24 protein-coding genes are annotated in these 24,749 nt (G+C 36.4%); 13 read left to right on the forward strand and 11 right to left on the reverse strand.

Going from position 1 to position 24,749, the window contains the following annotated elements; genetic code table 11:
- The first annotated feature begins 69 nt into the window (after positions 1-69).
- Complete coding sequence (locus JL102_RS01610; protein ID WP_202241932.1) at positions 70-2,178, forward strand: GAF domain-containing protein; 2,109 nt, start codon at positions 70-72, stop codon at positions 2,176-2,178.
- 13 nt (positions 2,179-2,191) lie between these two features.
- Here JL102_RS01610 and dusB read toward each other — a convergent pair whose 3' ends face one another.
- Complete coding sequence (gene dusB / locus JL102_RS01615) at positions 2,192-3,184, reverse strand: tRNA dihydrouridine synthase DusB (RefSeq protein ID WP_202241933.1); 993 nt, start codon at positions 3,182-3,184, stop codon at positions 2,192-2,194.
- A 61-nt stretch (positions 3,185-3,245) separates the two neighbouring features.
- Between dusB and JL102_RS01620 the strand changes: the two genes are divergently transcribed.
- From JL102_RS01620 to JL102_RS01635, 4 genes are all read left to right on the forward strand, one after another.
- The gene (locus tag JL102_RS01620) at positions 3,246-4,181 is read left to right on the forward strand and encodes a CPBP family intramembrane glutamic endopeptidase (protein WP_202241934.1); all 936 of its coding nucleotides are present in this window, start codon (positions 3,246-3,248) and stop codon (positions 4,179-4,181) included.
- Positions 4,182-4,330: 149 nt separating this feature from the next.
- A complete protein-coding gene (locus JL102_RS01625) occupies positions 4,331-5,161 on the forward strand; it encodes a phosphatidate cytidylyltransferase (RefSeq protein ID WP_202241935.1) in 831 nt (276 codons plus the stop codon).
- A gap of 67 nt (positions 5,162-5,228) precedes the next feature.
- On the forward strand, positions 5,229-6,503 hold the full coding sequence (locus tag JL102_RS01630) for a Glu/Leu/Phe/Val family dehydrogenase (RefSeq protein WP_202241936.1): 1,275 nt from the start codon (positions 5,229-5,231) through the stop codon (positions 6,501-6,503).
- Positions 6,504-6,546: 43 nt separating this feature from the next.
- Positions 6,547-7,203 (forward strand): phosphatidylserine decarboxylase family protein, encoded by a 657-nt coding sequence (locus JL102_RS01635; protein WP_202241937.1) that lies wholly within the window; start codon positions 6,547-6,549, stop codon positions 7,201-7,203.
- A 60-nt stretch (positions 7,204-7,263) separates the two neighbouring features.
- On the opposite strand, the gene JL102_RS01640 is transcribed toward JL102_RS01635, so the two are convergent.
- Both JL102_RS01640 and ribD read right to left on the reverse strand, forming a co-directional pair.
- Positions 7,264-7,746, reverse strand: coding sequence for a GAF domain-containing protein (locus JL102_RS01640; RefSeq protein ID WP_202241938.1), 483 nt, complete (start codon positions 7,744-7,746; stop codon positions 7,264-7,266).
- The gene (gene ribD / locus JL102_RS01645; protein ID WP_394369219.1) at positions 7,739-8,833 is read right to left on the reverse strand and encodes a bifunctional diaminohydroxyphosphoribosylaminopyrimidine deaminase/5-amino-6-(5-phosphoribosylamino)uracil reductase RibD; all 1,095 of its coding nucleotides are present in this window, start codon (positions 8,831-8,833) and stop codon (positions 7,739-7,741) included. The genes JL102_RS01640 and ribD overlap by 8 nt, the downstream gene beginning before the upstream one ends.
- Here ribD and prmC point away from each other — a divergent pair.
- Positions 8,822-9,703: a peptide chain release factor N(5)-glutamine methyltransferase gene (gene prmC / locus JL102_RS01650; RefSeq protein ID WP_202241939.1), complete on the forward strand. Its 882-nt coding sequence runs from the start codon at positions 8,822-8,824 to the stop codon at positions 9,701-9,703. The genes ribD and prmC overlap by 12 nt on opposite strands.
- On the opposite strand, the gene JL102_RS01655 is transcribed toward prmC, so the two are convergent.
- The 8 genes from JL102_RS01655 to JL102_RS01690 are packed head-to-tail and all read right to left on the reverse strand — an operon-like array spanning position 9,700 to position 16,645.
- On the reverse strand, positions 9,700-10,299 hold the full coding sequence (locus tag JL102_RS01655; protein ID WP_202241940.1) for a hypothetical protein: 600 nt from the start codon (positions 10,297-10,299) through the stop codon (positions 9,700-9,702). The two genes, prmC and JL102_RS01655, sit on opposite strands and share 4 nt — an antisense overlap.
- Positions 10,300-10,304: 5 nt before the next feature.
- On the reverse strand, positions 10,305-11,090 hold the full coding sequence (locus tag JL102_RS01660) for a Rossmann-like and DUF2520 domain-containing protein (RefSeq protein ID WP_202241941.1): 786 nt from the start codon (positions 11,088-11,090) through the stop codon (positions 10,305-10,307).
- A gap of 34 nt (positions 11,091-11,124) precedes the next feature.
- On the reverse strand, positions 11,125-13,659 hold the full coding sequence (locus JL102_RS01665) for a heme lyase CcmF/NrfE family subunit (RefSeq protein WP_202241942.1): 2,535 nt from the start codon (positions 13,657-13,659) through the stop codon (positions 11,125-11,127).
- 48 nt (positions 13,660-13,707) lie between these two features.
- Positions 13,708-14,118: a cytochrome c maturation protein CcmE domain-containing protein gene (locus JL102_RS01670; protein WP_202241943.1), complete on the reverse strand. Its 411-nt coding sequence runs from the start codon at positions 14,116-14,118 to the stop codon at positions 13,708-13,710.
- A gap of 46 nt (positions 14,119-14,164) precedes the next feature.
- Positions 14,165-14,419 (reverse strand): CcmD family protein, encoded by a 255-nt coding sequence (locus JL102_RS01675; protein ID WP_202241944.1) that lies wholly within the window; start codon positions 14,417-14,419, stop codon positions 14,165-14,167.
- Positions 14,420-14,474: 55 nt separating this feature from the next.
- On the reverse strand, positions 14,475-15,131 hold the full coding sequence (ccsA, locus tag JL102_RS01680; protein WP_202241945.1) for a cytochrome c biogenesis protein CcsA: 657 nt from the start codon (positions 15,129-15,131) through the stop codon (positions 14,475-14,477).
- A gap of 12 nt (positions 15,132-15,143) precedes the next feature.
- Positions 15,144-15,785, reverse strand: a complete 642-nt coding sequence (locus JL102_RS01685; protein WP_202242432.1) for a heme exporter protein CcmB — start codon at positions 15,783-15,785, stop codon at positions 15,144-15,146.
- An 11-nt stretch (positions 15,786-15,796) separates the two neighbouring features.
- Complete coding sequence (locus tag JL102_RS01690; RefSeq protein WP_202241946.1) at positions 15,797-16,645, reverse strand: GumC domain-containing protein; 849 nt, start codon at positions 16,643-16,645, stop codon at positions 15,797-15,799.
- 93 nt (positions 16,646-16,738) lie between these two features.
- Between JL102_RS01690 and JL102_RS01695 the strand changes: the two genes are divergently transcribed.
- The 7 genes from JL102_RS01695 to JL102_RS01725 all read left to right on the forward strand — a co-directional run bounded on the left by JL102_RS01695 (position 16,739) and on the right by JL102_RS01725 (position 24,742).
- Positions 16,739-17,761, forward strand: coding sequence for an NAD-dependent epimerase (locus JL102_RS01695; protein ID WP_202241947.1), 1,023 nt, complete (start codon positions 16,739-16,741; stop codon positions 17,759-17,761).
- A complete protein-coding gene (locus JL102_RS01700) occupies positions 17,758-19,011 on the forward strand; it encodes a nucleotide sugar dehydrogenase (RefSeq protein WP_202241948.1) in 1,254 nt (417 codons plus the stop codon). The genes JL102_RS01695 and JL102_RS01700 overlap by 4 nt, the downstream gene beginning before the upstream one ends.
- Before the next feature lie 2 nt (positions 19,012-19,013).
- The gene (gene galE / locus JL102_RS01705) at positions 19,014-20,033 is read left to right on the forward strand and encodes a UDP-glucose 4-epimerase GalE (RefSeq protein ID WP_202242434.1); all 1,020 of its coding nucleotides are present in this window, start codon (positions 19,014-19,016) and stop codon (positions 20,031-20,033) included.
- A 70-nt stretch (positions 20,034-20,103) separates the two neighbouring features.
- Positions 20,104-20,970, forward strand: a complete 867-nt coding sequence (gene rfbA / locus JL102_RS01710) for a glucose-1-phosphate thymidylyltransferase RfbA (RefSeq protein ID WP_202241949.1) — start codon at positions 20,104-20,106, stop codon at positions 20,968-20,970.
- Entirely contained in the window at positions 20,970-21,986 is a 1,017-nt protein-coding gene (rfbB, locus tag JL102_RS01715; RefSeq protein WP_202241950.1) for a dTDP-glucose 4,6-dehydratase, read from the forward strand. Before rfbA ends, rfbB begins: the two co-directional genes overlap by 1 nt.
- 475 nt (positions 21,987-22,461) lie before the next feature.
- A complete protein-coding gene (locus tag JL102_RS01720) occupies positions 22,462-23,256 on the forward strand; it encodes a hypothetical protein (RefSeq protein WP_202241951.1) in 795 nt (264 codons plus the stop codon).
- Complete coding sequence (locus tag JL102_RS01725) at positions 23,231-24,742, forward strand: oligosaccharide flippase family protein (RefSeq protein WP_202241952.1); 1,512 nt, start codon at positions 23,231-23,233, stop codon at positions 24,740-24,742. The genes JL102_RS01720 and JL102_RS01725 overlap by 26 nt, the downstream gene beginning before the upstream one ends.
- Positions 24,743-24,749: the final 7 nt, after the last annotated feature.

The following is a 24,749-nucleotide window of genomic DNA, read 5'->3' on the forward strand; positions in this document are numbered from 1 at the left end:
ATTATCGCATATATTAGATCGGGTTTTGTGTGAATACTCTACTTTTAGAAAATTTGGTCTAATAAATATATGCTAGATAACGAGCAATTTTTTGGTGGTCAGCTTAAAAAGTTTCATGAAAAAGTTCATAATGAAGCTGATAATATAGTTAAGTACTTTGTGCTAGGTTATTTTGTCTTTGGACTGGTTTTGTCCTTAGTATATTTCACATGGGAATTGGGGGTGGTTATGGGCCTGGTTTCCTTAGGTATATTCTACTTAGTAAAAACTCTTGCCCCTGGGTCTCTACTTTTTAGGCTTACGGTTAGCTTTTTATTCTGGCACTTTCCCTTGCAATTTATCCTGCAGTTGCACGGTACATATGAGATGTACTTTTTCTATTTTCTTTCCGTTACCGTACTTTTATTTTATGAAGACTGGATAGTGCTGCTTCCAGTAGTGCTCTACGCTTTAGCCACTTTTGTAATTGTTTTCTTCTTTGATATTTATGGGTGGGAGTATGATGAGTTTTTTGCAAATGCTCCTGAGCTAACTTATAAAAATGCTTTGCTGCATATTGGGATTATGCTTATGTATGGAGGTGTATGCGGCTTATGGGCTCGTTTAAAGAAGAAGCAAACGCAGGAGTATGGCCTCACTAATTTACAGATGCAGGAACAGCTGGAGCTCATGGATACCAATATTAACTTTGCCGATAACATTAGTAAGGGTGAACTGAATGCTCAATACCAGGCCGATCGACCTGACAAATTAGGAGGAGCGCTTATGGAAATGCGTGAAAGTTTATTAGAGGCTGCAGAGCGAGAATCGAAAGAAAGGTTTGTAAATGTTGGTCTTGCTTCTATTGGAGATATTCTTAGAGCGAATTCTGATAATCTTGCAGAGCTTTGTGATCAGGTTATAGCCGAACTTGTGAAATACATGAAGGTTAACCAGGGAGGCATTTTTATTTTAGAAGCAGGAGATAATGAAGAAGATAAACATCTGGAGCTTATAGCATGCAGAGCTTATGAAAGAAAGAAATACCTGCAAAAGAGAGTGGAGATTGGGCAGGGGTTAGTAGGGCAAGCGGCTCTTGAGAAGAAATTTATATATTTAAAAGAGGTGCCTGCAGATTACGTAAATATAACTTCTGGCTTGGGTAAGGCTACTCCTAATAGCTTGCTTTTGGTGCCACTACAATCTAATGGTGATTTAGTGGGGGTATTGGAAATGGCTTCTTTTAGACCTTTTGAGGATTTTGACATTGAATTTTTGGAGAAGGTGGCAGAGAGTATTGCATCTAGCATTATTAGTGCTAAAACAAATCAGGCTACCAAAGATTTGCTGCTGCAAGCGAGAGAGATGACAGAACAAATGCAGGCACAGGAAGAGGAAATGCGCCAGAATATGGAAGAAATGCAGGCTACTCAGGAAGAGATGGCTCGAACGCAGAGGGAGCTGGCGGCTAAAGAGATTAATTTTAATGCTTTAATTAATAATACTACGGATAGCATTATTACCATAGATCTGGATTATAATGTGGTAATTATGAATGCTATGCAAAAGTCTCGCTATGTAGGTACTCAGTATGAAGGGTTGGGTGAAGGTTCTAATGCGCTTGAGATGTTGGGAAGTGTGAGAGATGAGTGGAAAGAGTATTATGATCGTGCTTTTGCTGGAGAGATGTTGAAATTTGTGCTTAAGAGCTCCGTGCGTGGAGAAGATACATGGAGAGAGTATTCTATTAACCCTGTGAGGAATGATAAGAATGAAATTATAGGAGCATCAATATTCTCCAGAGATATATCGGATAGGAAGAGGGTGGAGCTGGAGAATCACAGAATAAGTCAAGTCATGAGTTCTCTTTTGAACACCTCTAATGACATGCTGCTGGCTATTGATAGTGATTATAACCTTATTGTGTCTAATGACCGCTTCAAAAAAGGTGCGCCAGAAATATTTGGATCAGAAGTGAAAGTAGGAACGAGTTTATTAAGCGGCCTTGAAGAAACTCAGAAAAAGGAAGTGAGAGCTCAGTATGATAGAGCATTAGCGGGAGAATCTTTTCAGGCTAAGTATGAAATGGGAGATGGAGTACTAGTGAACCGCTGTGAGCCTATAGTTAATGATGAGGGGCATGTGTATGGAATTGGAATACTAATCCATGTAGAATCGAAAGATCAAATAGCTATTTAAAGTGTTTGCCAGGTTAAGAGGCAAACACTTCTGTAAAGTTATTTTCAATTTCTGAAAGTATGTCTAATATTTCTTCATGTGATATTGATTCAACCAATCGGGTTCTGTAAGGTTTAAAGTGAGGAATGCCTCTGAAGTAGTTGGTGTAATGTCTTCTCATTTCAAAGATGCCTTTTTTATCACCTTTCCATTCTACTGAAAAATTCAGGTGCTTTTTAGTGGCGTTCACCCTGTCTTGTATGGTTGGGGCTGTTAAATGCTGCCCGGTTTTCATAAAATGCTTTATCTCATTAAAAATCCATGGATAACCTATGGCTGCTCTTCCAATCATAATGCCATCTACACCATACCTGTTTTTGTATTCTACGGCCTTTTCTGGTGAGTCAATATCTCCATTTCCAAAAATAGGGATATGAATATCAGGGTGATTTTTAACTTCGGCAATTTTAGTCCAGTCTGCTTCACCTTTATACATTTGTTTGCGGGTTCTGCCATGGATGGTAAGAGCCGCAATGCCTACATCCTGTAGTCTTTGAGCTACTTCTACTATTTTAATGGTACTATCATCCCACCCCAGCCGAGTTTTAACCGTTACAGGAAGGTTAACCTGTTTCACTATCTCGGCTGTCATCTTTTGCATCTTGGGTATATCAAGCAATATTCCGGCTCCTGCTCCTTTGCAAGCTACTTTTTTTACAGGGCAGCCATAGTTGATATCTATCATTTCGGGCTTGGCTTCTTCTGCAATGGAAGCGGCTTCTCGCATGGATTCTATTTTATCACCGAAAATCTGAATGCCTATTGGGCGTTCATAATCATAGATGTCTAATTTTTCAAGGCTTTTTGCAGCATTGCGTATTAATCCCTCTGATGATATAAACTCTGTATACATCAGGTCTGCACCATTTTCCTTGCATACGGCTCTGAATGGAGGATCACTCACGTCTTCCATTGGGGCTAATAACAAGGGAAATTCTCCAATCTCTATATTTCCAATTTTCACCATCAACTCTGGGGTTAACTTAGCATTCGTCTTTGTAAAATAAACTGTAAATTTACGTCAAATTATGAATAAATTCGACAATAATATACATCTCTCAACAGGAGTAAGTTCCCTGGGGTCTGCAATTTTTATTTTTGTTCTTGCCTTATTGGGCTCTCTATTAGGTTCAGTTATCGGGATGATGCTCTGTGTCCCTTTTTTTCAGGGATCAATAACGGAGTTAACTACAGCATTATCTAATCCTCAAGCATACCCTGATGTTAAACTTATACTGTATGTTAGTCAGGCATTTGGAACCTTGTTCGGTATGGTTTGTCTTCCCTTGTTATACCTTAAGTTTATATTAAAAAGGCCGATCAGCATTTTCTTTAATAAGCCAGTAGGTATACAACCAGTTGTTCTCACTGTTTTGATCGTTCTATCTTTTATGATGGTTAATGCTCTTTTTATAGAATGGAATGCTAACCTGGTGTTTCCTGAATTTCTAAAAGGCTTTGAACAGTGGGCAAGAGCCAAAGAAGATCAAATGGCAGAAATGACTAAATTCCTTACGCAATTCGATGGTTACACAGAAATTATTTTGGCCTTTATCGTAATAGCGGTAATTGCCCCTATTGGTGAAGAATTAGTATTCAGAGGATTTTTACAGTCGCTTACACATAATTATACTAAAAACATACACGTGGCTATTTGGTTGTCGGCTATTTTATTTAGTACTATCCATATGCAATTTTTTGGCTTTGTTCCCAGGCTGTTGTTAGGGGCCTTGTTCGGATATTTATATTATTGGTCAGGAAACCTCATTGTTCCAATATTGGCTCATTTGGTGAATAATGGATTTACCCTGATAATGGTTTTGCTGGCTAAGAAAGAGTTAATTGCATACGATATTGAAAATACTGATACCGTCCCTTTGCCTACTGTGTTAATATTCGCTATTATTACCACAGGACTATTAGTTTATTTTAGGAATTATTTTTTTAGAAGACAGGTGAGTTAATTATAAATAGGTTAGGGGTGTATTTGGTCTATCGCACAGTAAAACCCTTCTCCGAGTTTTTTATTAATAAGAAGTTTAGTCCTTTCGTTTGTTCTTCTGAAATATATGTGGCTTATGATAATGTGATAGTGGGCTACAACTGTTAAACAATGGCATCGATTTTAAATAAGTATAGTAATTTTACTCAAAGAGTGATCGCTGGAATGGGCGGCGCTTTAGTGATTATCAGTGGAATCTGCTTCAGTCAGTGGAGCTACTTTATAATCTTTTTCTCAATAACTATAGTTACTCAGCTGGAATTTTATAAGCTGGTGGGGCTTGATGGTATGTTGCCACTTAAGACCTTCGGCACTATCTGTGGCGGCTGTCTCTACTTGTTATCGTTTTTCATTGAAAGTGGCCAAATTGATAGCAAGTACTATTTTGTGCTATTCCCTATTATGGCTTGCGTTTATTTAATTTATCTATACAGAAGTAAGGAGGTGAAACCTTTTAGAGGTATAGCCTTTACTTTTTTAGGCATACTGTATGTCGCCATTCCGTTTTCATTACTGAATGTAATTGCTTTTACACCAGGAAAATATACTTTTCAACTTATACTTGGTTCATTATTGATATTGTGGTCTAATGACACAGGGGCTTACTTTACAGGGGTGAGATATGGGCGAAGAAAATTATTTGAGCGAGTATCACCAAAAAAATCTTGGGAAGGCAGTGTGGGAGGTTTGCTACTGGCTATGACTATGGCTTATGCATTATATTACACTACAGGTATTATGGATTTATGGAGGTGGATGGGAATAGGCCTTATCATTGTTATAGGAGGGACTTATGGCGATCTTGTAGAATCACTTTTTAAAAGAAGTATAGAAATTAAGGATTCTGGTAGGTTAATTCCCGGACATGGCGGATTTTTGGATCGTTTTGATGGACTTTTATTATCAGCTCCATTTATAACGGCATTTTTAAAAATTTTTTAATTGTAATATAGGAAATTGTGAATTTAACTAAATTTGCAATCGATTTAGTAATTTAAAAACCACTGATATGGGTTATATTGAACCAGCTCCAATAAAGGACGAGAAAAATCCTTTTGAGGCGATGATGTCTAGATTTCATATTGCCTCTCAAATTCTAGGATTAGATGATGAGGTATATAACGTGCTGAAGTCTCCGGCTAAGCAGGTTATAGTTTCATTACCTATTACTATGGATGATGGGTCTATAAGAGTTTTTGAAGGTTTCAGAGTAATACACTCTAATATCTTAGGGCCTTCAAAAGGTGGGATCCGTTTTGATCCCGGAGTGAATATTGATGAAGTAAAGGCCCTCGCAGCCTGGATGACCTGGAAATGCGCCGTGGTGGATATTCCTTACGGTGGAGCAAAGGGAGGTGTAAAGTGTAATCCTAGAGAAATGTCTTCTGGAGAGATAGAAAGGCTCATGAGAGCATATACACTTTCTATGACAGAAATATTTGGACCAGACAGAGATATTCCCGCCCCTGATATGGGTACCGGACCAAGAGAAATGGCTTGGTTGATGGATGAGTATTCTCGTACGCAAGGTATGACAGTAAACTCTGTTGTAACTGGAAAGCCGCTTGTACTGGGAGGTTCTTTAGGAAGAACTGAAGCTACCGGACGAGGTGTAATGGTTTCTGCCCTTGCTGCAATGGAGAAGTTAAAAATTAATCCTTATAAAGCGACTTGTGCTGTTCAAGGTTTTGGAAATGTAGGATCTCATGCCGCTTTATTGCTAGAAGAAAGAGGAGTGAAAGTGGTGGCTATTAGTGATCTTTCTGGTGCTTACTATAATGGTAATGGTATCAATATTAAAGAAGCCATTGATTATAGAAATGATAACAGAGGGTCTTTAGAAGGCTATTTGGGAGCAGAGAAGATTGATGGTGATGAAATACTAGGCCTTGAGGTAGATGTGCTGGTGCCAGCTGCTACTGAAGACGTTATAACTTCTCAAAATGTTGAGAGCATAAAGGCTAAATTAATTGTAGAAGGAGCCAATGGCCCCACTTCGGCTAAAGCTGATACCGTAATTAATGATAAAGGAATTATGGTTGCTCCTGATATTTTGGCTAACGCAGGTGGAGTAACGGTATCATATTTTGAATGGGTACAAAACCGATTAGGTTATAAATGGACTGGAGAAAGGGTAAATAGACGATCTGACAGGATTATGAAAGATGCCTTTGACAATGTTTACAAAACGGCGAAAGAACATAATGTTTCTATGAGAATAGCAGCATATGTTGTAGCTATAGATAAAGTAGCTAAAACATATAAATATCGTGGTGGTTATTAATAAGAATCACGATATTTACATCTTTTATTAAACATTATATAAAGTGACGATACATAAAGAAGGAAGAGTACTACTGGCTGTGATGTTAATAGTTTTAGTGATTATTAACGTTGTGGTACTTTATGCCTTTCCGGCAAGGCCGATTATATTCAATATAAGTTTGGCCGCTAGTATAGTACTCTTCTTACTGATTCTTCAGTTTTTTAGAAATCCAAAAATTGTGTCTCCACTAGATGAGAAGCATGTTTTGGCCCCTGCAGATGGTAAAGTGGTTGTAATTGAAGAAACCACTGAAACCGAGTATTTAAAAGATAGGAGACTACAGATTTCAATATTTATGTCTCCGGTTAATGTTCACGTTAATCGTATGCCTGTAAAAGGTGTGGTGGAATTTTTTAAGTATCATGCAGGTAAATATCTGGTAGCCTGGCATCCTAAGTCAAGTACTGAAAATGAACGCACTACCTTGGTGGTGAAAACAGGGCAGGGTGTTCCGGTATTGGTAAGGCAAATAGCAGGAGCTCTGGCCAGAAGGATAAAGTGGTATGTAAAGGAAGGTCAGCAGTTTGAACAGGCAGAAGAATTTGGATTTATTAAATTTGGTTCTAGAGTAGATGTATTTTTACCGCTAGATGCTAAGGTAAAAGTAAACATAGGAGAAAAGACTAAAGGAGGACGTACCGTGCTTGCTGAAATTTAATAGAAGTCAATTATAAAATAGAAAAGGGCTGTCATTTTATATGACAGCCCTTTTTGTATTTTAGAGCATTGACTCAATAATACTCATGAGTTGGGTCAGGTATTGCTGGTCTGTGCTGTCAAAATCATTTAACTTGTCGCTATCAATATCTAGTATTAGGAATACTTCATTGTTTCTAAGAGCGGGTAGCACAATTTCTGATTTGGACTCTGAGCTGCAGGCTATATGTCCAGGAAATTCATCTACGTTTGGCACTAAAATGGTTTCTTTTCTTTCCCAAGTAGAACCGCATACCCCTTTACCCTTTCTAATGCGAGTACAGGCTATTGGTCCTTGAAATGGTCCTAGTACCAGCTCGTCCCCTTTTACAAGGTAAAAGCCAACCCAAAAGAAATCCATTCCATATTTCAGTGCAGCGGCTATATTAGCCAGGTTAGCCGTGAGATCATCTTCTCCCATAACCAATCCTTCTATTTGAGGTAAAAGCTCTTCATACCTCTCTTTTTTACTCGCTGTGGAGTTAATGATCAATTCTTCAGCCATTTCTTAAGTTTTTATAAATTAAAAGTTTGTCACCAGCCACCTCTTTTACCTCTACCAGCCCGTTAATATCAGGAGTTTCAATACCTTCTTCAAATGTTTGTTGAGAGGAGAAAACAAGAGCTTCATCCCAAAGACCTTTGTCTATGAAGGTGTTGAGTAGCATAGATCCGCCTTCGACTATTACAGAACGTAAATCTCGTTCATATAAGTTGTGTAATAAAGCCTCTATAAAATTATTTTCTTCTAGCTTCACATATGTTAGCAGCTCCGCTTCTTCATTTTTGATCAGATTATAGCAGAGGGTGTATTGATTATGATCAAATAATTTTAGCGTCTCAGGTAAGCGCAGTTGCTTATCAATAACAATGCGAACCGGATTTCTGCCTTCCCATGCGCGGACATTCAGTTTTGGGTTGTCATACTGAGCCGTATTAGTACCTATCATTATAGCGTCTTCCTCAGATCTCCATTTGTGCACTAACTTTCTGCTGTGCTCATTGCTGATCCATTTAGAATCGTAATTTTTTCTAGCCACAAAACCATCTTGCGTTTGTGCCCATTTTAATATAATGTAAGGACGCTTATGCTTGAGGCCTGTGAAAAATCTTTTGTTTATTTCAAGACCTTTTTCTTCCAGTATTCCAGTTACTACCTCAATACCGGCATTTTCTAGTTTTTCTATTCCTTTACCTCCAACCAGGGGGTTTGGATCTATATTGGCGATCACTACTTTTTTTACCTTATGTTTTACCAGTAAGTCTGCACAAGGTGGTGTCTTGCCAAAATGAGCACAAGGTTCAAGAGTAACATATACTGTAGACTCTGGTAATAGCTGCTTATTCTTCACATTATTAATGGCGTTCACTTCTGCATGTGGCCCACCATAATACTGGTGCCACCCTTCTCCAATAATAGTGTCGTTATGTTCTATTACACAGCCTACAAGCGGATTAGGGCTTACTTTTCCTATGCCGTTTATAGCCAAATCAAAGGCCCGGGTTATATATTGTTCGTCTTTATTCATTAGTTTTGCTCCGGCTTTACAATGATAACCAAACTCACCCGAATTATAAAGATGCCATCTCACAACCCTGATTCTTTAAAGAAACTTTTGAGCTATATCATTAGTGAAGTAAAGCTAGAGGAGCCTGAAGAAGAAATTTCTAGTATAGCTCATATTATTTTAGAGCATGTTTTTGATATAAATAGAACCGAAATTATTCTTGATCGTTCTGTTAATTTTTCAAAGACCAAAGAGAAGCAGCTACATCAAATTTTGAAGAGGGTTAATGAAAATGAACCCATTCAATACATAATCGGAGAAAGCGATTTTTACGGTAGGTCTTATACTGTTGGGCCAGATATCCTTATTCCTCGTTCTGAAACGGAGGAGCTTGTTCAACTAGTGCTGAATGAAAACAAGGGTAATAAAATACGTTTTTTAGATATAGGAACGGGTAGTGGTTGCATACCTATTACTATAGCTAAAGAACTAAGGGGATCTAGGGCATATGCAATAGATTTTGATCCTAGAGTGATAAAAGTGGCGAGGAAAAATGCCGAAAAACATGCTGCTTCTGTAGAGTTTTTGCTCATTGATATTCTTACTGAGCCTATCCCTGTTACCTGCTTAGATGTTATTATTAGTAATCCTCCTTATGTTCTGGAAAGCGAAAAGGTACAGATGAAGCCTAATGTACTTGATTACGAGCCGGAACGTGCGCTTTTTGTAAAGGATGAAGATCCCCTGCTTTTTTATAGACGAATAGCTGAACTTGCTAAAATGGCATTGAAAGAGGGCGGTTTTCTATACTTTGAAATCAATGAGAAGTACGGCGAAGAGGTTAAGATGCTTTTGGAGGTAATGGAGTACTCTCAAGTGGAAGTAATAAAGGATATTTATGGAAAGGATAGAATGGTTAGGGCTACCAATAATATAGCTATTACTAGCTTTTAGTCCATGATGGGCTCCCCTACCCAAAAAGGTTTTGAATCACGAATCTCTATCATACCTGCCGACTGTGTTTCTATAGAGCACTGCCCTTGATGTATAAATGCATAGCTTCCTGTAATTGAAGAAGGTTGCTCTAAAAGGGTGACTTTTTGATTTTGATTATACCACTTTTTGTAAACTCCTTGTTTAACCAATGCCCATTGGAATAGGTTGTCCGACCACTTAATATCTATATTCAAAGGTGTTTTAGCAATCAGTTCAGCCTGAAAATTACCAATAATATGAGCTGCTCCATACTTCGCATAAGTCAAAAAGCTAATAGCCTCAGTAATAATACCCTTTTCCAGTGAATGAAAAGTGAGAAATTTAACGGGTAGCTGATGTTGCAGCTTTGTCATGGCGGCGGTTAAGTCTGTATCATTACAAATTAGTATATCAATATTCACCTGTTCCGCCAATAGCCACTCTAATGCTTGGAAAGAAGAAATGACGGTAGGACTCCACTCTAACAGTTGCTTCAGATGCTCTAATTTAGAGATCGGGGCATCTATAATTAGAGCGGGCTCTTGATCGTCTTTTACGATGTGGTGAGATGACATCAGTCTTATGGATAGGTGTCAATAATGTGTTGCGAGATGATTCTGTACATTTCAGAAAGCTCTTCGTTGCCCTCTAGGTACTCCATATGCTTGTCTAATGTTTCAAAGTCATGTCTGATAGCTGGCCCTGTTTGTGATTTTTCCGGACCCATTTCCAGAGCTTTATTAATGGTTTCTGCTATTAGAGGCTGCAGAAGGTTAAACTCTAATTTTTTACTTTTAAGTATATCTGAAGCAATTGTAAAAAAATGATTGGTGAAATTACAGGCAAAAACAGCTGCTATGTGTAGAGATTTCCTATCAGCAGAGTCTATTTTATAGACCCTTTTACTGATATTATCAGCCATACTGATTAGCGTATTTCGAGTATACTTGTTTTCGGCTTCTATGCAGATAGGAGTAGTCTTGAACTCTACTTTTTTATCTTTAGAAAAAGTTTGTAAGGGGTAAAATACTCCAATATTTTCACCTGCACTATAAGATAATGCGCTTAAAGGTTGAGCCCCAGAAGTATGAGCAATGATGGCATTGTCGGGTAATATTATCTCCTGAGAAATACTTGCTATAGCATCATCAGAAACGGAGATTATAAAAATCTCGGAAGGGCTTTCAGAGAAATCAAGATCAGTTTTTACTTCGGCCTGATATAATCTTCCAATTAATGCTTTAGCATTCTTTTGTGAGCGACTGTAGACCTCTCTCACCGCATAGCCGGCATTATCCAGAGCTGGCGCAAGATGCCAAGCTACATTGCCCGCGCCAATAAAAGTTACATATTGCTGTTGTGGCATATGTTCTCCTCTTTTATGAAAGAGAAGAAAGGGATTACTCCATCCCCTTCTCTCTCATTTTTTTGAATTCTTTGTATCTTCTGTTAATAGCTACTCCAAAGCCAATGATGAGTAATAAAGTTCCTCCCCATAATACATTGATCAGTGGTTTTTCCATCGCTTTTAATACTACCCAGTCTTTTTGTCTGGTATTAGCTCCTATAGAAAAGGCGTTTTCATCAGGGTGAATATTTAATGCGGTGAACTTAATACCAAGATCACTTATTTCGTCAGATATTCGGCCTACCATACCATCTTTGATAAGAAAAATAGGCTGGGCTAAGTATTCCTTTTCTTCTCCCTCCACAATGATGCTAACTTTTACTGCGACATCATCACCCGCCAGGTCAATGCCTTCTATTTGATCCATGCGTTCCACATTTTCAATGTGAGAGACATAATCATTTACAAAAAAGTTTTTTCCGGGGCTTACTTTAAACTCTTCTAAGTCGCTCCATTCTACCTTTTCGTTAGGGCTTCTAATCGAAGATACATGAGTATAAAGATCTTTAGAAATACCTCTTTTAATGTCCGGAGAGGCTAGCAGCCCTCCCATTGATTCGTTTACCTGGGCTCTAGGGTATAAGTCGAAGCTGTTCCCATTTTGATCGGTGTATTCAATTTCATAGAATGTGTTTTCAGCGGAAATTTTAATAGTATCTCCTTTGCTAAAAATGACTTCTCCTTCGTCTTCAATATTGCGTTTTGCTGTTACCAGATAAGAAGTGGCAGTTTTTTCTATATCATTTTTATTAATGAAAATAGATGGGTTTGAAGATTCAACTCTTTCGCCTTTATATTTTAGCTGATAGCCGGCCATTTCTTTCGGCTCATTAACAAAAAGAAGTAGATTTTCACTATTAAATTCATTGGAAGACTCCTTAGAAATGAGCATTCCTGTGGTGTTTAGAGATACCACTTTAGAGTATCCAGAAGAAAACATTATGCCTATCAGCATCAGGCCTACTCCTATGTGTGTAATTGCTCCTCCAGAAAGCCCTGGACTTTTTCTTATTACATCAAAGAATATTTTACCGTTAGCTACCACCGTATATACACTGGCAAGTAATAGAATAATGTAAGAAGGCTCAGCCACATCTTTAATTAAGATTATTACCATAGTAAGAATTAGAGTGATAACTACAGGTATAGTCAAGCTGTTTTTTAAGGTAGCTTTATCCATTTTTTTCCACCAGAAAAATTGTCCTGTTCCTGAAAGCAGAGCTATTATTACAGAAAACCATAATTGGAATTTAGTGTAAAAAGCTACCTGATCTGCAGGAGGTGCCATATTGGATACTACCCCAAATAGTTCTAAAATTTTGTTATATACAGGAATGGATGTAGGTATGAGAACCTGAAAACCCATAAGACATAAAACAACTGCTCCAATAAATATCCAAAATTCTCTGGAATAGGTAGAGGCCTCTTTTTCTGTAGTTGGTAACTCTTTCCATCTAGCTACTGAGAGTACAATAGCACCTATGGTGAAAAATAATAGGTAAATCAATAATTGACCGGAAAGGCCTAAATCAGTAAATGAGTGTACTGATGATTCTCCCAATACACCACTTCTTGTAAGGAAGGTGGAGTATAAAATCAATATAAATGTAGTAATAACTAAAACTATGCTGGCTTTCAATGCAGTTTCGCTACTTCTGAAGGTTATCATAGTATGAATAGCAGCTACTAAGAATAGCCAAGGGACATACACTGCATTTTCTACAGGATCCCAGTTCCAGTATCCACCAAAGTTCAGTGTTTCATAAGCCCAGTATCCACCCATGAGAATTCCTAAGCCTAAAATAGCGCCTCCTACCAGAGCCCAAGGGAGAGCTGGTCTTATCCAATCTCTATATCGCTTTTTCCATAGTCCGCCTATACAGTAAGCAAAAGGGACGGTACATAAAGCAAATCCTAGAAATAAGGTAGGAGGGTGAATTACCATCCAATAGTTCTGCAATAGTGGGTTGAGACCCGTACCATCTTCAGGGACAAAATTAGGTTGAGAGGAAAATATTGGAGCATCAATGGCATCTCTTAATAATATAAAAGGAGAACTGCCTAATTTAATGTTAAGTCCAGGAATAACTATGCCTAATATCATAGAGGCAAGGAACACTTGAACTAGTGAGAATACAGTCATTACCGATGACTCCCAGAATTTATTGGTTAAAATTACAATAACCCCTAGTAGAGCATGCCAGAAGATCCATAATAAAAAGCTTCCTTCCTGGCCCTCCCAAAAGCAGGAGATCATATAGTGTGTTGGCAATTGCCGTGATGAGTGACTCCATGCGTAGTGGTACTCGAAGTAGTGATTGTAGATAATGTAAAAGAGGCAGAAAACAATGCCTATTACGGATATGGCATGTAAAGAGAAGAAGAACCTGCCGTTAGCTTTCCATGGATTAGATTGAAGTCCATCTTTTTTTGATGCAATGAAATAACAAAAAGCGGCAAAAATTGCTGTTACCAGCGTAATAATAACAAAAAGGTGACCAAGGTCACCTATAAATGAATGTATCATAATATATTGTTGAGCGATTTTGAGGGGACTTATATGCAGACATAAGTCTTATATTCCGGCAGTAACTGTCTTTTCCTGATATTTAGAAGGGCACTTCATTAGAATTTTATCAGCTATGAACAGATTTTCTTTATAAGACCCGATTACTACTACTTTTTCAGATCGCTTGAAATCTGTAGGCATGGGTTCATTATAAAATACTCTTTGCTCTTTTTTGTTTTCATCTACCATTACGAATGAAAAGGATAGTTTATCAGATGAAGGCTCTATTCCTGTAATTTCACCGCTACCTGTTTTAGGTAGTTCTCCTACCACATGAATGCTATTGTTATTTCCATTATCGGCCATCTCTTTGGCCTGGTCAAAAGTAACATAGGAGCTTGCATCGCCGGCCGTCACTATAATGATACCTATGGCTACTGCGATAACGATTATGCCTATTATATGTGATGCTTTCATAATTAATAAAATCTAATATGCTACAAATTTAGACTCAAAAAGGTTTCTAATTAGTATCATTAGGTAATTGTTTCTCAATCTTGCTGACTTTTCTATCTATAACTATCAGATATCCAATCAGTCCTCCTAATATCAATAAAATGACTCCTGTCAATACGTAAATTTTTCCTTCGGCTCTAAACTGATCAGCCATACTTACTTCACTATTAGTATAGTCTTCTTCAGTAACCTGAATCTTATCTTGAGCTTTACCTATGATAGAGCTAATAATGAGAAGAGTGACTACTAGTAATTTTTTCATTTGAAATGCCTTTATGTTAAAAGTAGAGTTTTATGAGGAATTGTATTAGTTCGTTTTATAAAACGGAATTGCTAATAGTTTTGATTCGTATTCTTAAAGAAGTTATCCATACTCCTAAGAGAGTCCAAGCCAATACTGCAGGGTAAAAAATCATTCTTAGCTTGCTGTCAAGATCGTATGCATTGAAGCCCGGATTTCCTCCATTACCAGGGTGTAAAGAATCTGTAAGTCTTGGAAGTATAAATAATAATGGAATGAGGGCTGCAAATGCAAATATGTTATATACTGCACTTATTCTTGCTTTTTGATCTTGGTTTTCAAATGAACCTCTTAATATGAAATAGGCGAAATAAATCAGTAAGCCTATGGCTGCTCCATTCTGTTTAGGGTCACCACTCCACCAGTCTCCCCAGGTAAACTGAGCCCATAGCATTCCGGTGGTTATGCCAAGTATCCCAAAAACAACACCAACATTAGCATATTCAATAGCCGCTATATCGTGTTTTTGATCTGATGATCTCAAGTAAAGGATAGATTGTATCACTGAAATTGTGAGCATGATGATCATTCCAAACCACATAGGTACATGGAAATATAGTGCTCGTATGGTTTCATTTAAAATGTCTAGGCGGGGCACATCAAATAATAGGCCTCCTGTGATAACGTAAATAAGTAAAATAATAGTTAGGGCTTTCCACCAAATTTTATTCATAACCTAATACACTTAGCTGCGCCAAATATACGGGAATAACAGGTAAGAAACGGCGCCAATGATTAGATTAATTGCTAATAATGTGGCGATTTCACTGTAGCTAGCATCTCTAGGAAGACCATCTAACGCGTTTTTAGAAACCTTGATAATCATTAAAAGCATAGGTAGTATTACAGGGAATCCTAAGATAGCCATGAGTGTTTGATTGCTATTCGCTTTTGAGGCAATAGCAGAAATCATAGTTAAGGCTGATGAAAAGGAGATCGATGCAAGTACCAGATTCAGTATGAATAAGGTTACATCCTGAATGGGGTTTCCCAGGACTATCGCATAAATAATAAAACCTGCTAACCCCAGTATAAGCATAAGTAGTCCGTTATAGATTATACGAGCAGTTATAAGAACTTGTGGTTTTAGGAGCCAGTAATAGTAAAGGTATCTCTCCTGTTTTTCTTGTATAAAGCTTTTCGCAATGGCACTTATAGAAGTAAATAATATTATAATCCAGAATATGGTGTTCCAAGTGACAGGGTTCAATTGGTTAGCCTTAACATTGAAACTTAGGTAACAAATAAAAATGGTGCTGACCAAATATAAGAGTATGCCATTGATGGCATACCGTTGTCTCCACTCCAGCAATATTTCTTTTTTTATGAAATTAAATATCACTTCAATGAGCTCTCGTATTTACGGATGTATTTGCTTACTTCTATAAAGAAAATAAAGAATAGAGAGACTAAAAAGCCGATACCTAAGCCTATTAAAGACATTTTTACTAACCCTGCACTTACAGGCTTATTGTAAGTAATGATATCTATGACTTCTACGCCTTCAGATAACTGCAGGTCTGTATTAGTTTTAAGCAAGTCTTTATAGAGTTCTATTAACGTTTCATAAACGGAGGAAGGGCTTAGAATGGTAAGATCGTTTTGCGAGCCTCCAATCCCATTAAGACTACTTTTTAAACTGTCTATTTGACTTACTTCATCATTTAATCTGGAAGTAAGATTTTTAAGATTTTCATTTTTAAGCTTCAAACGCTTGTTAATATAGCTGTTGTTTCGTAAAAAATTGATAATGCCTTCATTGATAGTAGTCCAGTTTTTGTCTCCATTAGCATCTACAGTAATGGTAAAGAATAGACCCCGCTCTTCGTCCTCTTCTTTTTTTCGATCTTGTCCTTCATTAACCGAGATTTCGATACTGGTAATAGAAGTGCTTATGCTGTCAGGTAGTCCAAGCTTGCTTGCGAGAGTAATATAGTTGCCCTCACTCACTAATTTATCTAGATTGTCTCCAATGGTTTCAATGAGAGGTTCTTCAAGCACTTCTGAGTAAATCAGCATTTCGCTTTGATAGACTTTAGGCTTAGAGTAAAATTCAAAAATACCTATGGATAAACCTACTAACGCCAAGACAAATATAATTAACTTATTAGTAAGGAGTGCATGCTTTATTTTAACTAATAATTCACCTAAGTCGATTTCGTCAGTACTTGCAGTATTTTTTGGCATGATAAAGTTATGTTTTGCTGCAAATATATTTAAACATTCCTTAATGCATAGTCAGAATTATTACCTTTGCTTTCAAAAAGAAAAAGACTTTTAGTGGAGAATTCAAAAATATTGGTCACAGGGGCTGCGGGTTTTGTAGGATTTCATTTGTGTGATAAACTACTCAAACTTGATTATCAGGTTTTTGGCATAGATAATATGAATGATTATTATGATGTCAATTTGAAAAAAGCAAGGTTGGAAGCATTGCCAAAAAAGGAGAGTTTCCAGTTTATAGAAATTGATTTGTGTGATAAAAAATCAATTCTGGATTTATTTGAATCCCATAAATTTGATTATGTCATCAACCTGGCTGCACAAGCAGGTGTGCGATATTCTTTGACACATCCAGATGAATATATTTCAAACAATGTGCAAGGGTTCTTGAATGTTTTGGAAGGTTGTCGTTACAATGCTGTTAAGCACCTTATATATGCTTCTTCTAGCTCTGTATATGGAGGAAATACAACCATGCCTTTTTCTGTTCATCAGAATGTAGATCATCCGGTATCTCTATATGCTGCTACCAAAAAATCTAATGAGTTGATGGCTCATACTTATTCACATTTATTTGGGTTACCCACTTCAGGCTTAAGGTTTTTTACGGTATATGGACCTTATGGCAGGCCTGATATGGCTTTATTCTTATTTACTAAAGCTATTGTAGAAGGGAAGCCTATAGATGTATTCAATGGAGGGCGGATGAAAAGAGATTTTACCTATGTGGAAGATATTGTGGAGGGAATAGCTCGCTTGATACCTGTAATTCCGCAAGCTAACGATGAATGGGACAAGCAAAACCCTGATTCAGCAACAAGTTGGGCTCCATATAAGTTATACAACATTGGAAATAATAAGCCGGTTGAGCTTATGGAATACATAACTACTCTGGAGGACTGTTTAGGCAAAAAGGCAATTAAGAATCTTTTACCTTTGCAACCAGGAGATGTATTAGAAACATACGCGGATGTTCAGGATTTGGCCGATGCAGTTGGCTTCAAACCGCAAACTAGTTTAAAGTATGGAATACAGAAGTTTGTGGACTGGTATATCGATTATTATAAAGTGAAAATATGAGCAAGAATCTCGCAATAATTGGCCTTGGCTATGTTGGTTTGCCACTAGCAGTGGAATTTGGTAAAAAAGTAAAAGTGGTGGGTTTTGATATAAACAAAACTCGAATAGAAGAGCTTAAGAAAGGTTTTGAAAGAACAAAGGAAGTAGATTCTGATGAATTAAAGGAAGCTAAGGGTTTAACCTACAGCTCTGATATGAATGATCTTAATGATGTAGATATATATATTGTTACGGTGCCTACCCCTATAGATCAATATAAAAAGCCAGACTTGACACCTTTGGAGAAAGCCAGTACTACAGTGGGTAAAGTCTTAAAAAGGGGGAACATTGTTATCTATGAATCTACAGTATTTCCAGGTTGTACTGAAGAGGTTTGTGTGCCTATTCTGGAAGCAGAAAGTGGATTGAAGTTTAATGAAGATTTTTATTGTGGATATTCTCCTGAAAGAATAAATCCAGGAGATAAAGTACACAGATTACCTTTTATCAAAAAGGTGACTAGTGGGAGTGCGCCAGAAGTAGCCGAAGAGGTAGACCAACTGTATAAAACTATTATTACCGCTGGGACACATAAGGCTTCATCCATAAAAGTGGCAGAAGCTGCCAAGGTTATTGAGAACTCTCAGAGAGATCTTAATATAGCTTTTGTCAACGAACTTGCTCTGATTTTTGATAAAATAGGTATTGATACTCATGAGGTATTAGAAGCTGCAGGAACCAAATGGAATTTTCTAAATTTTAAGCCAGGTTTAGTAGGAGGTCATTGTATAGGGGTAGATCCATATTACTTGACATACAAGGCTGAAAGTTACGGGTATAATCCTCAGGTAATCCTTTCAGGAAGGAGAATTAATGATAATATGGGCATGTTTGTAGCCAACAAGGTAATTAAGCTCATGACGAAAAAGGATAATCCTATAAACAATAGTAACATACTTATTCTTGGTATTACCTTTAAAGAAAACTGCCCTGATATCAGAAATAGCAGAGTGATAGATGTTATTAGAGAACTCCAAGGATTTGGTGCTAATGTCGAAGTTTTTGATCCTGAGGCAGATAAAGATGAAGTGAGGCATGAATATGATATTGATTTAATAGAAAAGCCAAACAAAAAGTACAATGCCGTAGTTTTAGCTGTAAGTCATGATGAATTTAAAGATTTAGATATGAGCTCAATCATAGGGGAGAATACTGCTATTTACGATATTAAAGGCTATTGGAATAGAGATTTAATAACAGCAAGATTATAATTATTGTGGAAAAGAAAATACTCGTAACAGGAGGAGCCGGATACATCGGCTCGCATACGTGCGTAGAACTGATTAACTCAGGATACACACCTGTAATCATTGATAATTTTTCTAATTCAGAAAAGTTTATCCTAGATAGGTTAAAAGAACTAACAGGTCAGGAGATCACCTTAGAAGAAGGTGATTGTGGTGATTATGATTTTCTTAAATCTGTTTTTAAAAAACATGCTGATATTTCTGGAGTGATACATTTTGCCGCATATAAGGCAGTAGGTGAATCATCAAAGCTTCCACTGAAATACTATGAAAATAATTTACTTTCAACTATCAATATGTTGAAAGTGATGAATGAGGAAGGTGTTACTAATTTTGTTTTCTCATCATCATGTACTGTATATGGCGAACCTGATACATTGCCTGTTACTGAAGAAACACAAACAAAGCCTGCTGAATCTCCTTATGGTAGAACAAAGCAGATCTGTGAGGATATTACCAGAGATTTCTCTAAAACTTCTGATACCTTTAAAGGTATATTTTTAAGGTATTTTAATCCAATAGGAGCGCATCCAACATCATTGATAGGTGAATTACCTTTAGGTACACCAAATAACCTGGTGCCTTTTATTACTCAAACAGCAGCTGGAATAAGAGAAAAGCTTACCATTTTTGGTAATGACTATAATACTCCTGATGGTACTTGTATAAGAGATTACATACATGTTGTAGATTTAGCAAAAGCACATATTGCTGCTTTAGATTATCTTTTAGACCGTGAAGATGCTTGTTTGGAGGTATTTAACGTGGGTACAGGTAACGGTAACTCTGTTAAAGAAGTAGTAGATACTTTTCAAGGAGTTACAGGAGTAAAACTCAATTATGAATTAGGAGATAGAAGGGCTGGAGACGTAGAAAAGGTTTATGCTGATGCCAGTAAGGTCGAAAGCGAACTACAGTGGAAAGCAGAAATTACTCTGGCTGAAGCATTGAAAGATGCTTGGAATTGGCAGAAATCTTTGGGGTAATTTGTTCTAAATAAAGTAGTATTTCGTTAAAATTTATTAATTTGAATTTGCAATAATCAAACCAAAACCCATGAAAGGAATTATACTCGCCGGAGGTTCCGGCACAAGACTTTATCCCCTTACTAAAACCGTTTCAAAGCAGCTACTGCCCATTTATGATAAACCGATGATTTATTATCCATTATCGGTTCTTATGCTGGCAGATATCAAAGATGTTTTGATCATTACTACTCCGGAAGATTCTGAGGCATTCAAAAAGCTACTAGGAGATGGTTCTCAGTTTGGTATCAATTTACAATATGCCATTCAGCCTTCTCCAGATGGTTTGGCGCAAGCTTTTATTATTGGTGAAGAGTTTATAGGTAATGATTCTTGCTGTTTGATTTTGGGAGATAATATATTCTATGGGTATAATTTCTCTAAGACATTGGTAAATGCTTCTCAGCAAACTTCTGGCGCCACTGTTTTTGGTTATTATGTAAAGGATCCTGAGCGATATGGAGTTGTGGAATTTACTGATGATAATAAAGTAGTTTCTTTGGTTGAAAAACCAGAAAAACCAAAATCTAATTATGCTGTTACTGGGTTATATTTTTACGATAACACTGTAAGTGAAAAAGCCAAGCAGATTAAACCGTCTCCAAGAGGAGAACTTGAAATTACCGACCTCAACAATATGTATTTAGAAGAAGGTAGCTTAAAGGTAGAGCTTTTAGGTAGAGGTATGGCCTGGTTAGATACTGGTACACATCAAAGTTTAATTCAGGCAGGCAACTTTGTAGAATCTATTGAAGAGAGACAAGGATTGAAAATAGCATGTCTGGAAGAAATAGCTTTTAGAAAGGGCTACATCAATAAAGAGCAATTAAAAGAAGCAGCTAAAACTTTATTAAAAAATCAGTACGGACAGTACTTAATGAAAATCGCAGGAGAATAATGAAAAAAAATATATTGATAACAGGCGGAGCAGGTTTTATAGGATCTAATTTTGTTCCCTATTTTCTTGAATCATATCCAGATTACCATTTAGTTAATCTGGATAAACTTACCTATGCAGGCGATTTGTCTAACCTAACAGAGGTGGAAGGTTCCGATAGATATACTTTTATTCAGGGAGATATCTGTGATCGATCTCTTATAGAAAAACTCTTCAAGGAGTATAAATTTCAAGGGGTGATTCACTTTGCCGCAGAGTCTCATGTAGACAATTCAATTTCCGGTCCGGAAGCTTTTATTAACACCAATATCAATGGTACTTTTACATTAATTGATGTGGCAAGAAATACTTGGATGCATGAGCCATTCAAGAAAAAGGAAGAATTTGAAAATGCTCGTTTTCATCATATATCTACAGATGAGGTGTATGGTACTTTAGGAGAAACAGGCCTTTTTACAGAGGAGACTCCTTATGCCCCTAATAGCCCTTATTCTGCGTCTAAAGCTAGCAGTGACCTGTTAGTGAGAAGTTATTTCCATACCTATGGAATGAATGTAGTTACGACTAACTGTTCTAATAACTACGGTCCTAAGCAGCATGATGAAAAGCTGATACCAGTGATCATTAGGAAAGCCCTTAATGGAGAAAGCATTCCTATTTATGGTGACGGTAAAAACATTAGAGACTGGTTATACGTGCTTGACCATTGTAAAGGCATAGACCTTGTATTTCATAAAGGAGTAGTAGGAGAAACCTATAATATTGGAGGTAGAAATGAGCGCAATAACAATGAAGTAGTTAACACCATTTGTGCTATTCTTGATGAATTACATCCTAAAGGAGGAGACGAATCCTACAAATCTCAAATCACCTACGTAAAGGACCGTGCAGGCCATGACCGTCGTTATGCTATTGATGCCACCAAACTCGAAAATGACCTAGGCTGGAAGGCCGACGAGAATTTTGACACCGGCATAAAACGCACCATCAACTGGTATTTAAAAAAGTACTTATAGGATATATTTTTCGTTATATTTTATAGTTTTGCGGGGCTAAATTTTGAATCACCTTAATTATTATTTGATAATTTAAGAGATCTTTCATTTGAACGCAATTGTTTATAGTGGTATACTATACAGTGAAAATAATAAACGCTATTTGTTAAAAGAGGATTAAGGCAGATAGGTATATGGAATTTATCCTAATTAGGATGTTTTGGTGTGAGATCTTTTATTTTATTATAATTTTTTCGGCATAGATGTTTCCGAACACCATCGCTTATGAGATAGTGATTCCTGTAAAAATGTAAATAGTCTATTAATAAGTAGGAATGAAGTTTGAATTAAATAGGTTTATTACAATTTAGATAGTGTTAATTGCAGTATGTGGCAAAATTTTATGTAAAGGGATAACCAAAAGCTTCCTATTATTTAGAGACCAAAAACTATTTTTAAAGAATAAGAATCTGCGATATGGATCATGAATAACTTTATGAAAGGAGAAATATCTAATAAACCTTTGTATTTTGAGATACCGGACTCTACGTTGCAGGTGTTTTTTGTAATATTGGCGTATGCAGAACAAAACCCAGATAAGGTTTATTTATTTGATGAAAGCAATCATAGTCTACTACAGGCATGTCAAAAATTTCTTAGTTTAAAGTTAAAGAGGATTACTGATGAAAATGAGGCTTATTCTATATTTAACATACGTATCGATCATTCAAAGCCAGAGACACAATTATTGAATTTATCGGCGCCATTAATTTTCCCGAAAATAATTGTAAATCGATTTTATAAAAAGGCAAATTTAAAAGATCATCGCTTATATTTTAGAGGAATTTTGACGAAGCCTAGATTCAAAGAATGCATGTTGATGTTTCTTACAATAAAAGATTTTAGTGCTACATTTCAGATGGTAAGGAAATCTTTGAAAAGTAAGTCATTCCAAATAGATACTGAAAAAGTATACTTTGACTTTACAGATAGGGGGCGGCAAAAGGAATTTAAATACTTAGATGACAATTATTACAGGGAGATGTCAGGTTTTAAATATGTATTTTGTCCTAAAGGTGATTTTACTTGGACATATCGTTTTTTTGAAGCAATCCAACTGGGGGCTATTCCAATATGCAAACACAAGCATTCATTATATAATGATTTTTATTATTACAGAAAAATTGATCAATCTTCTAATCATAATGCTCTTAAATTAATTGAGCAAAATTTAACCTCTTTTAAAAGCAAATTTTATTTGAAAGATGAAGGTTTTTCGGAATTTGCTTAGTAATCTAGTTGTTTTTGCAATTAATATTTTCATTGGACTCTGGCTTCCTCCATTTATAGTGAATAGATTAGGAGTTGGGGCATATGGTTTAATCCCATTAGCCTCATCGATAGGTAACTATGCTATGATTGTTGCCGTGGTTATAAATGGATCAGTTGCTAGGTATCTTATGCTTGACTTGGCTAAAAGTGATTATCAATTGGCCAATAAAACATTTAATACTTGTTTTGGAGCACTAACCATTTTATTTTTGGTATTAACGCCCCTCTTATATTTATTCTCTTTTAATATAGAGTATTTTATAAATGTACCAGACGATCTAATTGTACAAGGTCACTACCTTTTCATAGGTATATTTTGTTCATTCATTTTAAGTACATATACATCATTATTTAATACTTCACCATATGTAAATAATAGACTAGATTTAATTAATCTGGTGAATGTTACTAATGTTTCAGTTAGGTTAATTAGTATTATTAGCTTTTTCTATTTTGCAGCAGTATCCTTGACTCTGTATGGAGGAGCATATGTTATTGGAGGTTTGATTTCTTTATATATAAGCTTCAAAATATTTAAACGACAAACACCATTTCTAAAGTTAGATATTAGAGGGTTCGACGTTGCTATTGTGAAAGAAATATTAACGATGGGAGGATGGTTATTGGTTAGCCAAATAGGAGCTTTATTCTTTTTGCAAGCTGATTTATTCATAATAAATGTTTTTAAAGGGGCTAAATCCGCAGGGTTATACGGAATACTTTTGCCTTGGAATGTTTTAATAAGGACGTTTGGAGCTGTAATTGCAGGTGTTATCTCTCCCGTTATTTTAAAAGACTACGCAGAAGGTAAGATTGAAAGGATATTAAAAATATCTTCATTGGCAGTGAAATTTTTAGGTATTTTAATATCCTTAATTGTATCAGTTTTATGTATATATAGTGATGAAATTTTGAGACTTTGGGTTGGTAATGAATACTCTAACCTAAAGTGGTTATTAATCGCCCTTATTTTTCACTTGGGGATAAATCTTTCGGTAATACCATTATTTGCCATTACTAATGCTCATAAGAAAGTAAAGTTACCAGGTATCGTTACCCTTATTTTAGGGATAATTAACGTGGTGTTAGCCATCTTATTATTGAAATATACGGAGTTGGAGCTTTTCGGTGTTGCTATTGCTGGTTTTATTGTATTGACTTTCAAAAATGTTATTTTTGCTGCTCCTTATACGGCATATATTCTTGGACAAAAGAAAACATATTTTCTGAAGGATATGCTACCTTCTTTATTTTGTTTATTAATAGGTGCAATTATAGCTTTAACTATAAGGCATTTTATAAATGTGAATGGCTGGGTAAGCCTAATAGTTTCAATGCTGAGTGCTGGTGTTTTTAGTTGCTTATTTGTTTTCTTTAGTTTAGTGAAAATTGAGGAAAAGCAAATGTTAAAGCAATTAATTTTGTCGTTCTGGACTAAAAGTTGATTTGATA

It is taken from the genome of Fulvivirga sediminis (assembly GCF_016757215.1).
GTDB lineage: Bacteria > Bacteroidota > Bacteroidia > Cytophagales > Cyclobacteriaceae > Fulvivirga > Fulvivirga sediminis.